Below are 13,478 nucleotides of genomic sequence, written 5' to 3'. Positions count from 1 at the left end.
GGCGAGGGGGTTCACGATCTTTTGGATTTTGCCCACACCCAATTCTGCCGCCATCCTGACATGGGGCAGAATTTTTGCTTTTTTCCCTATTCCCCCAGCCTTCTTTTACCAAAACTTTAATTTACTTAACACTTCTTAACAATTCCACTTTTCCAGAGAAAGCCAACAAAGGCGAGCGGCCCACGGGACGGTTCCGGGCGGTTCTACCGCCACTGCAGGGCGATCGAAGCAAACTCTGCGTTTTTTGTTATCATCTCGCATCTACCCTCAGAAGGAGATTTGCTCGTACTTGCACCCCAAATATTTACCTTCTTAGAGAGATAAGTTTCTGTAATAATTTGTAATAAACAAACGCAGGCGAGCGTTGTATAAAGATTATCAGAGGGTTGAAACGACAGGCCAAAGTTAACAAAAACCCTGATTGACAAGGTTTGTCGCATCTCATAAAAGGTGTAAAATTTTCTAAGGTTTCTTAAACCTCCGTTGCAATGTAACAATAGTGCAGGTAGCGGAAAGGGAGAGATCGATGGGACCAGCAGATTAGCTGGCATCAAATTTCAACCCTTGCAGGCACTCGTAGCCTGAACAAATTTAACTTAACGGTTTTATACCGCAACCAAACTCAATTAACTCAAATAGGAGAGTTCTTTCATGTTTGACGCATTTACAAAAGTGGTTTCCCAATCTGACGCTCGGGGCGAATTTCTAGCTCAGGGTCAACTAGATGCTCTCAGCAGCATGGTTTCCGACGCTAACAAGCGGATTGACGCAGTAAACCGCATCACCGGCAACGCATCCAGCATCGTAGCCAATGCAGCTCGCACCCTGTTCGCTGAACAGCCTCAACTGATCGCTCCTGGTGGCAATGCTTACACCAACCGCCGCATGGCAGCTTGCTTGCGCGATATGGAAATCATCTTGCGCTACGTCACCTATGCAACATTTGCAGGCGACGCCAGCGTTTTGGACGACCGCTGCTTGAACGGTCTGCGTGAAACATACCAAGCTCTGGGAGTTCCCGGTGGCTCAGTTGCAGCCGGCGTGCAAAAAATGAAGGAAGCAGCAATCGCGATCGCTAACGACCCCAACGGTGTTACCCGTGGTGATTGCAGCTCGCTGATGTCTGAAATCGGCAGCTACTTCGACCGCGCTGCTAATGCAGTCGGCTAAAAATAGCCAAGCGAACCTTTCTTGTAAAGAAGCGAGCATCGCATTTTTGCAAACAATCATTTTTGTACAAAAACAACACAACATTAGGGAGAAACCAGAACAATGAAAACCCCTTTGACTGAAGCAGTAACCGCAGCCGATTCTCAAGGCCGTTTCCTGAGCAGCACTGAACTGCAAGTCGCCTTTGGCCGTTTCCGCCAAGCAGCAGCAGGTTTGGAAGCAGCCAAAGCTTTGACCGCCAACTCTCAGCGCTTGATCGACGGTGCAGCTCAAGCTGTGTACAACAAATTCCCGTACACGCAACAAATGCAAGGCCCGAACTACGCTTCTACCCCAACCGGTAAAGCCAAGTGCTCTCGCGACATCGGCTACTACCTGCGGATGGTAACCTACTGCTTAGTTGCAGGCGGCACCGGTCCGATGGACGAGTACCTGATTGCAGGTGTTGACGAAATCAACCGGACATTTGAATTGTCTCCTAGCTGGTACGTTGAAGCTCTCAAGTACATCAAAGGCAACCACGGTTTGAGTGGCGACGCTGCAACTGAAGCGAATTCCTACATCGACTACGCAATCAACGCTCTGAGCTAGATTTGCGTGATGCCCGGAATTGTAAGCTGCTGTTAGCTTAAGTGTTAGCGGTTGTTTAGAATTCCGGGCATCTGCGATCTAAGCCTAGTTTTGCAAATACTTTTTTTAAGCAGTTTTCAGTTTTTAAAGCAAAAAAGGGAGAAGCGAAGATGGCGGGATTAGGTGCAGCAGAACGGTTGGGAATAAAAGCATTTGAAGAAGCGGGACGGGTAGAACTGCGTCCCCACTGGACGCAAGACGATGCGAAAGCAGTAATTCGTGCTGCTTACAGCCAAGTTTTTGGCAACGAGTATTTAATGTCGAGCGAACGACTGACCAGTGCTGAATCTCTGCTGATGCAAGGGCAGATTTCAGTGAAAGATTTTGTGCGGTCAATTGCACATTCCGAAACTTATCGGAAAAAGTTTTTTTATCCGAACTCGCAAACGCGGTTAATTGAGCTTAATTACAAGCATTTGTTGGGCCGCGCTCCTTACGACGAGTCGGAAATTGCTTTCCACGTTGATTTGTACAATGCAGAAGGCTACGAAGCTGAAATCAATTCTTACATTGACTCAGTTGAGTATGAAGAAAATTTTGGCGACTGTATAGTGCCTTACTATCGCGGTTTCGCGACTCAAAGAGGTCAAAAAACCGTCGGTTTTAACCGGATGTTTCAATTGTACCGGGGTTTTGCTTCTAGCGATCGCTCGCAAAACCAAACCCAAGCCCGGCTGACTTGGGAAGTAGCGAGAAATATGGCTTCGCCGATACACACAGCCTCCACCGGAAAAGCCCTTGGCGGGACTTCCGGCGGTTCTCGCGGCCAACTCTACCGAGTCACGGCAATGCAAGGTTCGGCTAAGTTTTCCCCTCAAGTGCGCCGGACTACTACGGAATATCTCGTGCCTTACGAGCAACTTTCGAGCCGCTTGCAGCAAATCAACAAATGTGGTGGCAAAGTGGTAAGTATTACCACAGCTTAAAGTTTGTGTATTGACGTTTTTTGGAAACGTCTTTAGCAAATTAGGACTAAGGCTAAAAAATTCTTCACTTTTATGTGTATAGGTAAGGTGCGCAGTGCGCACCCTACTTTGAGCAGGCGCGCAGTGCGCGCCCTAATTTGAGACATATTAGCCTGAGTCCTAAAAATCTCAAGTGCAACAAAGCATTAAACTTTTGTCATTAATTTAGGAGAAAATCTGGTGGCGATTACGACAGCAGCGTCCAGACTGGGAACTTCCGCATTGAGCGATGCGCCGAAGGTAGAATTGCGCCCGAACTACACCAAAGACGACGTTGAAACTGTGATTCGTGCAGTTTACCGTCAGGTGTTGGGCAACGACTATTTAATGAAATCCGAGCGACTTACAAGTTCCGAGTCTTTGCTGCGGGACGGTAGCTTGACGGTACGAGAATTTGTACGCGCTGTAGCTAAGTCAGAACTGTACAAAACCAAGTTTTTCTACAACAGCTTCCAAACTCGGACGATCGAACTAAACTACAAACACTTGCTCGGTCGCGCTCCCTACGACGAATCTGAAGTAGTTGAGCACTTAGATTTGTACCAAACACAAGGCTACGACGCTGATATTGATTCTTACATCGATTCAGTAGAGTATCAAGAAAACTTTGGCGAAAGTATCGTGCCTTACTACCGCGGCTTTAACACCCAGCGTGGTCAAAAAACCGTCGGTTTTACCCGGATGTTCCGGTTGTATCGCGGCTATGCAAACAGCGATACATCTCAACTAGAAGGCAATAACTCTCGCTTAGCTGTCGAGCTCGGCACTAACAGCGCTACGGCTGTAGTTGGACCTTCTGGCGGTAACGAAGGTTGGGCATATCGGCCTTCTGCCAGAAACGTAACTCCCTCCAGCACTTTCGGCGGCGCGGCAGCTTACGGCAAAGAAGGGCGGCTGGTGCGCGTGGAAGTTTCGGGAATTCGCACGGGCGGCTATCCCAGCGTGCGCCGCAGCAGCAAGGCTTTCATCGTACCTGTTGAGGAGTTGTCCTCGCAAATGCAGAAATTTCAACGCATGGGCGGGAAAATCGCCAGCATTACCTCAATTTAGTCAGTTGGCAGTTGGCAGTTGGCAGTTACTAGCTTTTAGTCAACAGTCAACAGTCAACAGTCAACAGTCAACAGTCAGAATTACCAATTACCAAGAAGCTTATGTTGGGTCAAATTGTAGCTGGAAAAAGTGGCAATACAGCTTCGGCTGGTCGCTGCTTTCGGTATGAAGTTGTGGGCTTGCGCCAAAGCGATGAAACAGATAATGTGGATTATTCGATTCGATCGAGCGCGAGTACATTTATCACCGTGCCTTACAATCGGATGAATCAAGAAATGCAGCGGATTACTCGCATGGGCGGGAAAATTGTCAGCATTCATCCTTTAAACGCGGCTGCAGAATCATCCCATGAGTCATCCCATGAATCATCCCATGAATCATCGGGTGATCACCAATAGTTTGGTGGGAGGGGCGATGAAAATCGCTCCGACACAAGCTAGAAGGGGCGATGAAAATCGCTCCTAGATAAACAAAGTCCACTCCAAGCGGACTAAGAGTTAATGTAACCCGCCCAGGCGGGTTTTGTCTGTTTAGTAGCGATTTTAATCGGCGAGTTTCCCTAACCCTTGCCTTGTAGGTTTTGTCTGGGTAGCAGCGATTTCAATAGCAGAATAACTAATAACTAATAACTAATAACTAATGACTATGGATTATTACGAATCCGACTCACCGCCGGCGGGTGTAGCTGAGGGCGAGTCTTTAACTGTTGAACAGGCGATCGCAAATTTGCACTCCCAAGATTACAGTCTCCGGTATTATGCTGCTTGGTGGGTTGGCAGATTTCGAGTCAAGGAACCGGCAGCTATTGCAGCTTTAATTGCCGCATTGCAAGAAGAGTCAGAACAAACAAAAATCGGCGACTATTCCCTATTACGAAATGCGGCGCGGGCTCTGGGCAAATTGGGTGACAAACAAGCCTTACCGGCCCTGATTCGTTGTTTGGAATGCGCTGATTATTACGTGCGAGAAGCGGCGGCTCAAGCTCTAGAAATGCTGGGCGAGATAGATTCTATTGGGCCGCTAATGAAGCTATTGGATGGGGGCGTAGCTGTGGCTGTGCGAGTGCCAGGAAAATCGCACCTCGTGCAACCTTACGACTCGGTAATTGAAGCTTTGGGAACGCTGAAAGCGACAGAAGCAATACCCCTAATTTCACCTTTTTTGGAACATTCTGTGGAGCGGGTGCAGTACGCTGCGGCGCGGGCGATGTATCAGTTAACTGGAGAGCGGGTTTACGGAGAGCGGTTGGTAAGCGCTTTGAATGGGGATAATTTGCAGTTGAGGCGATCGGCTTTGATGGACTTGGGGGCGATCGGCTATTTACCGGGAGCGCAAGCTATTTCTGAAACTTTAGCAGAAAATAGCCTGAAATTGATAGCGCTCAAAGGAGTTTTGGAGCATCACCTCAATCAACAAGAATCTCTATCTTTGTCAGATGAAGCTATCCAAGTTATGAACTTAATGGATAGTTTACTTTAAAAAATTAGTTCACAACTAAAATAGGATTGCTGTAGCGATTCTCAATTGTCTGCCGTATATTCAGGAGACAGCACATTTCAGGACAGAGCAGTGCTGTTTCCCTACCTATGTTGATGAGAATGTTGGTGGGTGAGATGGCAAAAAGTTCGATCGCGCGATCGACCCAACCTAGAATTATAATAGTCACGGTAAAGCTTACAAATAAATGGCATTAGAACTAATTCAGGCTGTCGAACAAGCAGATTCTTCCGAAGGCTTGTTAAACGCAGTCAAAGCACTGGCGGCGATTCCCTCAAAACAAGCAATTCCTACCTTAATTACAGTGCTCGGTTACAACAACCCAGGCGCCGCTGTTGCCGCCGTTGATGGGCTAATTCAGCTCGGAGAACCTGCGGTGCTGCCGCTTCTAGAACAGCTTGACGGCTACAATTACGGGGCGAGAGCTTGGGCTGTTCGGGCTTTGGCAGGAATTGGCGACCCCAGGGGTTTGGAGATTTTGCTCGATGCAGCGGCGAATGACTTTGCTTTGAGCGTGCGGCGGGCCGCGGCGAGGGGTTTGGGGACGATTTGTTGGGAACTGATGCCGGCAGAACAAATTGCAGATGCTCAACTTCGCGCTGTGAAAACGCTACTGCAAGCGTCCCGCGATCCAGAATGGGTGGTTCGCTACGCAGCAGCGGGGGGTTTGCAAGCTTTGGCGGGTGCTGCGACTGTTAAACCGGATTGGTTAGCGGAAGTTTCGGCCAGACTTGAGGAAATCACCCAAAGCGATGAAACTACTTCAGTTAGGGCTCGGGCTTTGCTTGCTAAGAAAATATTGTCACTTGGCTAGGGTTTGGGCGATCGTCTCTTCCAAGTCCCCTTGACTGAGAGTGGTTAATATAAAGACTTCTTGTACGGTTTTGCCCTGTCTGGCGATGATTTTAAATCCCCCGCGGATGGGTACTGACACTCTTAATGTCATGCGGGGGATGTGTCCTTTAACTTTGTTGATGACGCCCGGAGTGACAGTTTGAATTCCCATTTTTAGGGTGAGGCGCTCTAAAATTGGTATCAAACCGGGAAGATGGGTAGAGTGATTCCAAACTAGGCGGCCTTTGGGTTGTGCGTGCATAAATATTTAACCAAATTCAACATACCCAGTCTAAGCCACCCCTGGCTGGAACCAATTTGAAATTCCCTCAACTTCTGTATCAATAACGTTACTGTGAGCGTCATTGCCAGCAAACCGAGGCAATCTCAAACCGAGATTTTTGATTCCTGGCGCGCAAGCTAAGATTTGATGGCGCAGAATTGTCCTGTACTTTTTGATATTTTGGGTTGGCAACTGTCGGTTTTTCTAGTTGATCCGCGATCGCCGCGAGCATTTCTGCGAGGCTGCAAGGTTTCTTGAGATAGCCGTCTGCTTTGAGTTCCAGGGCTTTTTCCATTTCGGAGGCTGTCATAAAAATAAACGGAATGCTGGCGGTTGCAGGCTGCGATCGCACGGCTGCGAATACTTCAAAACCGTCGAGTTCCGGCATCATGACATCAGACAAAATTAAATCGGGAATTTGGGCAGCTAACTGGATACCAACTTTTCCATTTTCGGCGCCGACTGCTTCAAAACCGTGCGATTCCAGAAGTTCTAATACCGTTTCTCGGATTAAGTGATCGTCTTCAATTACTAATATTTTTTTCATGTGTTTGAGATGGCTATTTACTTTGTTTGTATGCCTCTGTTATAATTGTTACAGGTGAGTTTGAAAGAATTCAATAGGGTTATTGCAAAAAACCGCTTTTGACTGCCTACTTTTTACGGCTTTGTGTATGCTTGCAGTTACACGCAAGAGTTAAGTTATCAGCAGCTTTACCTTGTGTCCTAGCGCTAGAAGTCGCTCCGGCGTACCTAGGATTGTGAACGTATAAAATCAGCGATTCAACAGTTTATTTAATAAAGATTCCAGCCGCCTGACTCAAAAAGTTTCTATTTGAGTGGCGATCGCAGTTACGTGTAATTAATAAATCTGCCGATGAGCTAAGCGTGAAACTTCAACCTGTGAACTTCACAAATTTCCGGCGATCGGGTAAAATATAACTTGGTGTATCGCTATTGAGTGAGGAAAAATATATGTCAGAATTTCTAGACTTTCTCAGACATCAGTTTGCCTACGTTGCCATTGGCGAATTTAAACCAGGAAAATTTAAAGAAGCAGAAGAACTTTTTGAAAAAGCCGTTGCAACTTATGCTACAGGTTTTAAGGGAGCGTATTTGCTGCAATTGCCCAATACAGACAAAGGTATTGCCATCATTTTTTGGGAAAGCGTAGAAGAGATGGCCGCCAATCAAAGCGAAGCTTATCAGGAAATATTAAAGCAGATGACGCCTTTGTTTGCGAAACTTCCCGACACTGATGTTTATGAAATCGTCAGTGAAATTCAGCCCAAAAGTGAATGATTAAAAATCCTGCAACCGGCGAGTCATTCCCATACCCATCGGCGTCTTTCGCCCGACTCCGCTGTAAAGCGCAAAATCTGCTAAAGTGTTAATTTGCTTGATAGTAGCAGGAGCTATATCTCCCATAATTCGGTAACTAATATCGCCGACGCAGCCAATAAATTTACTGCGAGAATCCGTACTAACTTCTGTTCGGATATCGAAGAAACTGGGGAAAATAGCTTCTGTGAAACTAGGTTCGATCGCAATCCTGCTGTATTTGTTCCAGCGATTCGCTAAACTGCCGAAAATACTTTCTCTAGTTGGCATAGCACTATCGTATACCCCTTGCCGAAAATTAGTAGGAGTGCAAAAAGTAAAAGCAATTTGGCGCTCAGTTTCCGAAGCTCTCTCGAACAATTCGGCGTAAGTACAAAAGTTTACCCAAGGCTGGTTTGATTGCGGTTCGCTCAAAATATTAGTAATGTATATATTTGTCGGCCCGAGATGCCAAGGGCTCTCGAAATTGAGTTGCTGCCAAAGTTGAGTTAGGCGATCGAACAAACCGTCATCCAGCAGAGAAATTCGCCACCAAATCGGCGTATTTTCCTGAATAGCTTGCTTGTGTTCCCATTGTACAGCCTGCGAAATTGTGCGCGAAGCAGGAGGCAAAACTCTCTTTTGCGGCTGCGGCGTACTGCTTTTGTAAGGCTCTTTTCTCCTTACTTGGAAAGGGCTTAAAGTGAAAGCTTTTTCCTGAGATTGGTCGTGCAGGTACGCGCTCAAATCGGTGTCTACAGCACTCACAAGGTTCAAAAATAAAGCGTGGAGATGCCGTCCCGTTAAAAACTGGGATGGAATTGGTGCAACTGGCCGCAGGTTTAAAACAAGGCTGTAGGGCATTTTTAAATTTATATACGGTGTCTGTATAGATGTTCAGCTAGTATTAATACTACAGCTAAGTTGCAACTTAGATTAAGGAATTTAAATCACATAAGGTGCACAGTGTGCACCCTACGTTTACGACGATTTGTGGGTCGTGTCCACCTACATTTAGGTTGTAATATTGAGGCGAATCTCTGTGCGGTAAATTTTTAGGCGATCGAGATTTCTGGCGACAAATAAACATCTTGAATGGCGTTGAACAATTTTACGCCTTCTTCAAAAGGACGCTGAAAAGTTTTGCGACCGGAAATTAAGCCGCAGCCGCCAGCGCGCTTGTTGATTACCGCCGTGCGAATTGCTTCTGCAAAATCGCTTTTCCCGGAAGCACCGCCGGAGTTAATTAAACCCATCCTTCCCGCATAACAGTTGAGCACTTGATAGCGAGTTAGATCGATCGGGTGATCCGTTGTCAAATCCGAATAAACGCGCTTATCGGTTTTACCGTAACTGTGGCCACTAGCTTTAGCCACAGCTTCGTAACCGTTATTGCACTCTGGCAATTTCTGCTTGATAATGTCAGCTTGAATTGTGACTCCTAAGTGATTTGCTTGACCTGTCAAATCTGCCGCAATGTGATAATCTTTGTCTTGTTTAAAGATATCGTTGCGGAGATAGCACCACAGAATAGTCGCCATTCCGTATTCGTGAGCGTGGGCAAAAGCCTGACTGACTTCTTGGATTTGTCGCGTCGATTCTGGAGAACCAAAATAAATTGTTGCTCCCACTGCAACGGCTCCTAAATTCCAAGCTTGTTCGACAGAAGCAAACATTATTTGGTCGAATTGATTGGGATAAGTTAGCAACTCGTTGTGATTGAGCTTGACAATAAAAGGGATTTTATGCGCGTATTTGCGAGATACGCTTCCCAAAACTCCCAGCGTTGTCGCGACAGCATTGCAGCCAGCAGAGATTGCTAGTTTGATGATGTTTTCGCTGTCAAAATAGATGGGATTCGGTGCAAAAGAAGCGGCCGCCGAGTGTTCGATTCCTTGGTCTACCGGCAGGATGGATAAATAGCCGGTATTTGCCAAGCGTCCGCTAGAATAGAGTTGCTGAAGCGATCGCAAAACTTGGGGAGATCGATCGGTTTGAGCAAAAATGCGATCGACCCAATCCGGGCCCGGCAGGTGCAACAAATCTTTAGAAACTTTCGCTTGATGGGTGAGCAAGTCTTCGGCTTCGTCGCCAAGCCAAGATTCGATCGAACTGGGAACTGATAGTGTAGCTGTCATACAGATTTCCCTCTCAATTTCAATTGCAGGCTGATGATTGCAGACATTAACCTTGCTGATATTGTAGCGAAAAAATCATATTTTCCATCCCTTCAACACTAGACCCAGTTTTTAACAAGTTAGCGACAACAGCAGCTAGGACGCGCTACTCTATAATAAGCTGGCAGTTCAGCCGGATCTGCGCTGCCAGCGATCGCCGATCGACTCACAACTTTGCCATCACAATGTCACAAACTTACTTTGATTCTGAAAACGGTCACAAATCCTTCGAGATGCCCGGTGCCAGGCCCCACTACAACCCCGATCGCCCCGGTCAAGTAGAGCATATTTTCCTCGACTTAGTGCTGAATATTCCTAAACAAAGCTTTCGTGGCACTTGCAGCATCCGCATCAATCCAGTCCGCAGCGGTATTGACAAATTAACCTTAGATGCGGTCAACCTGAATATTAAATCAGTAAAAGTCGGCGAAATTGAGCAAACTTTCGACAGCGATGGCGAAGTGCTGCAAATTAAACTACACGAACCAACCGAAGCTTACCAACCAATTACAATTGCGATCGAATACTCGGTCGAAAAACCCCAGCGCGGTCTCTATTTCGTCGGTCCAGACAAACACTATCCAGACAAACCAACACAAGTTTGGACTCAAGGCGAAGACGAAGATTCCCGCTTCTGGTTTCCCTGTTTCGACTATCCTGGACAACTTGCTACTTCGGAAATTCGAGTGCAAGTTCCGAGACAACTATTTGCTATTTCCAACGGCGAATTAATTAGTACAAAAAACGAAGGCGACGATAAAATTTATCACTGGTCTCAAACCCAGGTACACCCGACGTATTTAATGACCTTAGCCGTCGGAGATTTTGCCGAAATTAAAGACGAATGGAACGGCAAACCAGTTAATTATTACGTGGAAAGAAGCCGCGAAGCAGACGCTAAGCGCAGCATGGGCAAAACGCCTCAAATGATTGAATTCTTCTCTCAAGCATTTGGCTATCCTTACCCTTTTCCCAAATACGCTCAAGTCTGCGTCGATGATTTCATCTTCGGCGGTATGGAAAATACTTCGACAACTTTGCTAACAGATAGGTGCTTGTTAGATGAACGTGCCACCCTCGACAATCGAGGTACTGAAAGCTTAGTTGCCCACGAATTAGCTCATCAGTGGTTCGGTGATTTAGTAGTAATTAAACATTGGTCTCATGCTTGGCTGAAAGAAGGCATGGCTTCTTATTCCGAGGTGCTGTGGACTGACAAAGAATATGGCAAAGAAGACGCGGCTTACTATATGTTAAATGAAGCCCGCAATTATTTAGCTGAAGATAGTTCCCGCTACCGCCGCCCGATCGTTACTCACGTTTACCGCGAAGCCATTGAATTGTACGATCGCCATTTGTACGAAAAAGGCGCTTGCGTCTATCACATGATTCGCGCCGAGTTGGGCGACGAATTATTTTACAAAGCAATTCACACTTTTGTGCGGGATAACGCTCACAAAACGGTAGAAACCATCGATTTGCTCAGGGCGATAGAAAAGGCTACCGGTCGCAATCTCATGTTTTTGTTTGACCAGTACGTTTATCGCGGCGGTCATCCAGATTATAAAGTTGCTTATTCCTGGGATGGCGACAGCAAATTAGCAAAAGTTACTGTCACCCAAACTCAGGTAAAAGATAGCAAAAATGGCAACGGCAACAGCAAAGAGGTCTTTGACCTAAAAATTCCCATAGGCTTCGGTTACAAGCCGGAAAAAGATGCAGAAGATAACAGTTATGCCCGTTCTACTGCTAACCTAAAAACTTTCACCGTCAGAATATACGAACGCGAGCAAAGCTTTTATTTCCCCCTAGAAGAGAAGCCGGCGTTTATCAGTTTCGATGTTGGCAATAGTTACTTAAAAACAGTCGTTTTAGAGTATGGAGTTGCCGAACTCAAAGCTCAGTTGCAGTTCGATCCAGACCCAGTTTCCCGGATTTACGCTGCCCACGCTTTGGCGAAAAAGGGAGGGCTGGAAGCGGTGAAAACGCTGTCCGAAGTTCTCAAGAAAGAGCCGTTTTGGGCAGTACGGGCCGAAGTTGCCGGTCAGTTAGCTGAAATTAAACTCGACCAAGTTTTTGAAGGTTTAGTAAGTGGTTTAAAAGATAAAGATGCTCGTGTTCGTCGCGCTGTGGTGAATGCGCTGGGTAAAATCCAAACTCACGAAACTTATAAAGCGCTGAGGTCGATCGTTGAAAAAGGCGACGACAGCTATTACGTAGAAGCAGCAGCAGCGAGTGCTATGGGCTCCATTGCAGGGGCCAACCCCGACGAAAAACCGACCGACGAACAGGTACTGAAAGACTTAAAATTGGTGCTGAAAGAGCGTCAGGGGTGGAATGAAGTAGTGCGATCGGGGGCGATCGCAGGTTTGGCGCACATGAAAACTTCTGAAGATGCGCTGAATCTAATTTTGAAATACACCGCCGCCGGTACTCCGCAAGCTTTGCGCTTGGCTGCAATTCGATCTTTGGGCACAATTTCGACTGGTCAAACCAAGGTCAATTTAGAACGGATTTTGCAGCGATTGGCAGAATTATCTAAAGAGACGTTTTTCTTAACTCAAGTCTCTGTAGTAGTGGGATTAGGACAAATGCAAACTCGCAAAGCAATTCGCATTTTGCGTTCTTTAGCTGACCAAACTCCCGATGGCCGCGTTCGCCGCATGGCTGATGAAGCTGTGCAAAGAGTTCAGAAAAATACTGGTTCTGATGCAGCGGTAAAGCAGTTGCGGGAGGAATTAGACCAGGTGAAAAAGGAGAATCAAGATTTGAGGAGTCGGATGGAAAATTTGGAGGCTAAGGCGAAGAAAGATTAGGTGTAAAACCCCATACCGACGCAGATAAAGGCAGATATTGGCGCTCTGCTTTTATCTGCTTGTCGGTAGATGATTGCACGCGGTTATTATAATAATATTATTGTTCAGCGGGAGTGCATTGGAATTTCCTATTTTCCACATAGGGGAAAAGCCCAATATCTCTATTCTCCACTTTTTTGTCTCTCAACCGGGGAATTAACGCAAATCAGGATGCAATTTTTATTTTTGAGTTATCAACTTTTGATGAAGTTGCAGTAGCGTTTTTACCCATAAATATTGCAGAACTCATGAGTATAAGAAGCCCTGTATTGATTGAGCAATCGGGGGTAATTCCCTATCGTATTCAAGACGGAAAAATAGAAGTAATGCTAATTACTTCTTCGGCTAGCAAGCGCTGGGTTATTCCCAAAGGATTAATTGAACCTGACATGACTCCCCAAGATTCTGCCGCCAAGGAAGCTTGGGAAGAAGCAGGTTTGTTGGGTAAAGTGTTCCCGGATTTGCTAGGAACTTACGAGTATCAAAAGTCCGGCTGTACTTGGCTGGTAGGAGTATTTCTACTGCAAGTGCAAGCAGTTCTGGAAATTTGGCCCGAAGCTAGCAAGAGAAAGCGGCAGTGGGTAAGTATTCCTAAAGCAATTAAGCGGGTTAACGAACCGGAACTCAAACTCATTTTGGGGGATTTGCCTACTAGGTTCTAGTGATTATGTCCAGGATGCAAAACCTAATTATGTAG

General features: G+C 46.3%; 15 protein-coding genes. 10 read left to right on the top strand and 5 right to left on the bottom strand.

Annotated elements, in window-relative coordinates; genetic code table 11:
* The first annotated feature begins 651 nt into the window (after positions 1 to 651).
* From QUA42_RS13485 to QUA42_RS13460, 6 genes are all read left to right on the top strand, one after another.
* Positions 652 to 1,170: a phycocyanin subunit beta gene (locus QUA42_RS13485; RefSeq protein WP_333037001.1), complete on the top strand. Its 519-nt coding sequence runs from the start codon at positions 652 to 654 to the stop codon at positions 1,168 to 1,170.
* A gap of 102 nt (positions 1,171 to 1,272) precedes the next feature.
* Positions 1,273 to 1,761 carry a phycocyanin subunit alpha gene (gene cpcA / locus QUA42_RS13480; protein WP_006631256.1) on the top strand — a complete coding sequence of 163 codons (489 nt, stop codon included), beginning with the start codon at positions 1,273 to 1,275 and terminating at the stop codon, positions 1,759 to 1,761.
* 149 nt (positions 1,762 to 1,910) lie between these two features.
* Positions 1,911 to 2,726, top strand: coding sequence for a phycobilisome linker polypeptide (locus QUA42_RS13475; protein ID WP_333137706.1), 816 nt, complete (start codon positions 1,911 to 1,913; stop codon positions 2,724 to 2,726).
* Positions 2,727 to 2,945: 219 nt separating this feature from the next.
* On the top strand, positions 2,946 to 3,815 hold the full coding sequence (locus QUA42_RS13470; RefSeq protein WP_333137705.1) for a phycobilisome linker polypeptide: 870 nt from the start codon (positions 2,946 to 2,948) through the stop codon (positions 3,813 to 3,815).
* Between the two features lie 101 nt (positions 3,816 to 3,916).
* Entirely contained in the window at positions 3,917 to 4,213 is a 297-nt protein-coding gene (locus tag QUA42_RS13465) for a phycobilisome linker polypeptide (RefSeq protein WP_333137704.1), read from the top strand.
* A 241-nt stretch (positions 4,214 to 4,454) separates the two neighbouring features.
* Positions 4,455 to 5,294 (top strand): HEAT repeat domain-containing protein, encoded by an 840-nt coding sequence (locus QUA42_RS13460; protein ID WP_333137703.1) that lies wholly within the window; start codon positions 4,455 to 4,457, stop codon positions 5,292 to 5,294.
* A gap of 4 nt (positions 5,295 to 5,298) precedes the next feature.
* Here QUA42_RS13460 and QUA42_RS13455 read toward each other — a convergent pair whose 3' ends face one another.
* Positions 5,299 to 5,481, bottom strand: coding sequence for a hypothetical protein (locus tag QUA42_RS13455; protein WP_333137702.1), 183 nt, complete (start codon positions 5,479 to 5,481; stop codon positions 5,299 to 5,301).
* Between the two features lie 18 nt (positions 5,482 to 5,499).
* Here QUA42_RS13455 and QUA42_RS13450 point away from each other — a divergent pair, with 18 nt between their 5' ends.
* Positions 5,500 to 6,126, top strand: a complete 627-nt coding sequence (locus QUA42_RS13450) for a HEAT repeat domain-containing protein (RefSeq protein ID WP_333137701.1) — start codon at positions 5,500 to 5,502, stop codon at positions 6,124 to 6,126.
* Here the strand turns inward: QUA42_RS13450 and QUA42_RS13445 are convergent.
* Together QUA42_RS13445 and QUA42_RS13440 are read right to left on the bottom strand one after the other, a co-directional pair.
* Positions 6,115 to 6,408: a DUF2103 domain-containing protein gene (locus QUA42_RS13445; protein ID WP_190661665.1), complete on the bottom strand. Its 294-nt coding sequence runs from the start codon at positions 6,406 to 6,408 to the stop codon at positions 6,115 to 6,117. The genes QUA42_RS13450 and QUA42_RS13445 overlap by 12 nt on opposite strands.
* A gap of 100 nt (positions 6,409 to 6,508) precedes the next feature.
* Positions 6,509 to 6,976, bottom strand: coding sequence for a response regulator transcription factor (locus tag QUA42_RS13440; protein WP_333137700.1), 468 nt, complete (start codon positions 6,974 to 6,976; stop codon positions 6,509 to 6,511).
* Positions 6,977 to 7,404: 428 nt separating this feature from the next.
* Here QUA42_RS13440 and QUA42_RS13435 point away from each other — a divergent pair, with 428 nt between their 5' ends.
* Positions 7,405 to 7,731, top strand: coding sequence for an antibiotic biosynthesis monooxygenase (locus QUA42_RS13435; RefSeq protein WP_190661662.1), 327 nt, complete (start codon positions 7,405 to 7,407; stop codon positions 7,729 to 7,731).
* Here QUA42_RS13435 and cas6 read toward each other — a convergent pair whose 3' ends face one another.
* Together cas6 and QUA42_RS13425 are read right to left on the bottom strand one after the other, a co-directional pair.
* Positions 7,732 to 8,613: a CRISPR-associated endoribonuclease Cas6 gene (gene cas6 / locus QUA42_RS13430; RefSeq protein ID WP_333137699.1), complete on the bottom strand. Its 882-nt coding sequence runs from the start codon at positions 8,611 to 8,613 to the stop codon at positions 7,732 to 7,734. It lies immediately after the preceding gene.
* A 191-nt stretch (positions 8,614 to 8,804) separates the two neighbouring features.
* The gene (locus QUA42_RS13425; protein WP_333137698.1) at positions 8,805 to 9,887 is read right to left on the bottom strand and encodes a class I fructose-bisphosphate aldolase; all 1,083 of its coding nucleotides are present in this window, start codon (positions 9,885 to 9,887) and stop codon (positions 8,805 to 8,807) included.
* Between the two features lie 224 nt (positions 9,888 to 10,111).
* On the opposite strand from QUA42_RS13425, the gene QUA42_RS13420 reads away from it, so the two are divergent.
* Positions 10,112 to 12,742, top strand: a complete 2,631-nt coding sequence (locus tag QUA42_RS13420) for a M1 family metallopeptidase (RefSeq protein ID WP_333137697.1) — start codon at positions 10,112 to 10,114, stop codon at positions 12,740 to 12,742.
* Between the two features lie 176 nt (positions 12,743 to 12,918).
* Complete coding sequence (locus tag QUA42_RS13415) at positions 12,919 to 13,443, top strand: NUDIX hydrolase (RefSeq protein WP_333137696.1); 525 nt, start codon at positions 12,919 to 12,921, stop codon at positions 13,441 to 13,443.
* The last annotated feature ends 35 nt before the right edge of the window (positions 13,444 to 13,478 follow it).

Source organism: Microcoleus sp. Pol11C2, assembly GCF_036701505.1.
In the GTDB taxonomy this organism is placed as follows: Bacteria; Cyanobacteriota; Cyanobacteriia; order Cyanobacteriales; family Microcoleaceae; genus Microcoleus.
The sequence above is the reverse complement of the archived record's forward strand: the minus strand, read 5'-3'. Positions and strand labels throughout refer to the sequence as shown.

Coding starts and splice junctions, on each gene's coding strand:
- QUA42_RS13485 (WP_333037001.1), top strand. CDS start 652: ATGTTTGACGCATTTACAAAAGTGGTTTCCCAATCTGACGCTCGGGGC.
- cpcA (WP_006631256.1), top strand. CDS start 1,273: ATGAAAACCCCTTTGACTGAAGCAGTAACCGCAGCCGATTCTCAAGGC.
- QUA42_RS13475 (WP_333137706.1), top strand. CDS start 1,911: ATGGCGGGATTAGGTGCAGCAGAACGGTTGGGAATAAAAGCATTTGAA.
- QUA42_RS13465 (WP_333137704.1), top strand. CDS start 3,917: ATGTTGGGTCAAATTGTAGCTGGAAAAAGTGGCAATACAGCTTCGGCT.
- QUA42_RS13460 (WP_333137703.1), top strand. CDS start 4,455: ATGACTATGGATTATTACGAATCCGACTCACCGCCGGCGGGTGTAGCT.
- QUA42_RS13450 (WP_333137701.1), top strand. CDS start 5,500: ATGGCATTAGAACTAATTCAGGCTGTCGAACAAGCAGATTCTTCCGAA.
- QUA42_RS13445 (WP_190661665.1), bottom strand. CDS start 6,408: ATGCACGCACAACCCAAAGGCCGCCTAGTTTGGAATCACTCTACCCAT.
- QUA42_RS13440 (WP_333137700.1), bottom strand. CDS start 6,976: ATGAAAAAAATATTAGTAATTGAAGACGATCACTTAATCCGAGAAACG.
- QUA42_RS13435 (WP_190661662.1), top strand. CDS start 7,405: ATGTCAGAATTTCTAGACTTTCTCAGACATCAGTTTGCCTACGTTGCC.
- cas6 (WP_333137699.1), bottom strand. CDS start 8,613: ATGCCCTACAGCCTTGTTTTAAACCTGCGGCCAGTTGCACCAATTCCA.
- QUA42_RS13425 (WP_333137698.1), bottom strand. CDS start 9,887: ATGACAGCTACACTATCAGTTCCCAGTTCGATCGAATCTTGGCTTGGC.
- QUA42_RS13420 (WP_333137697.1), top strand. CDS start 10,112: ATGTCACAAACTTACTTTGATTCTGAAAACGGTCACAAATCCTTCGAG.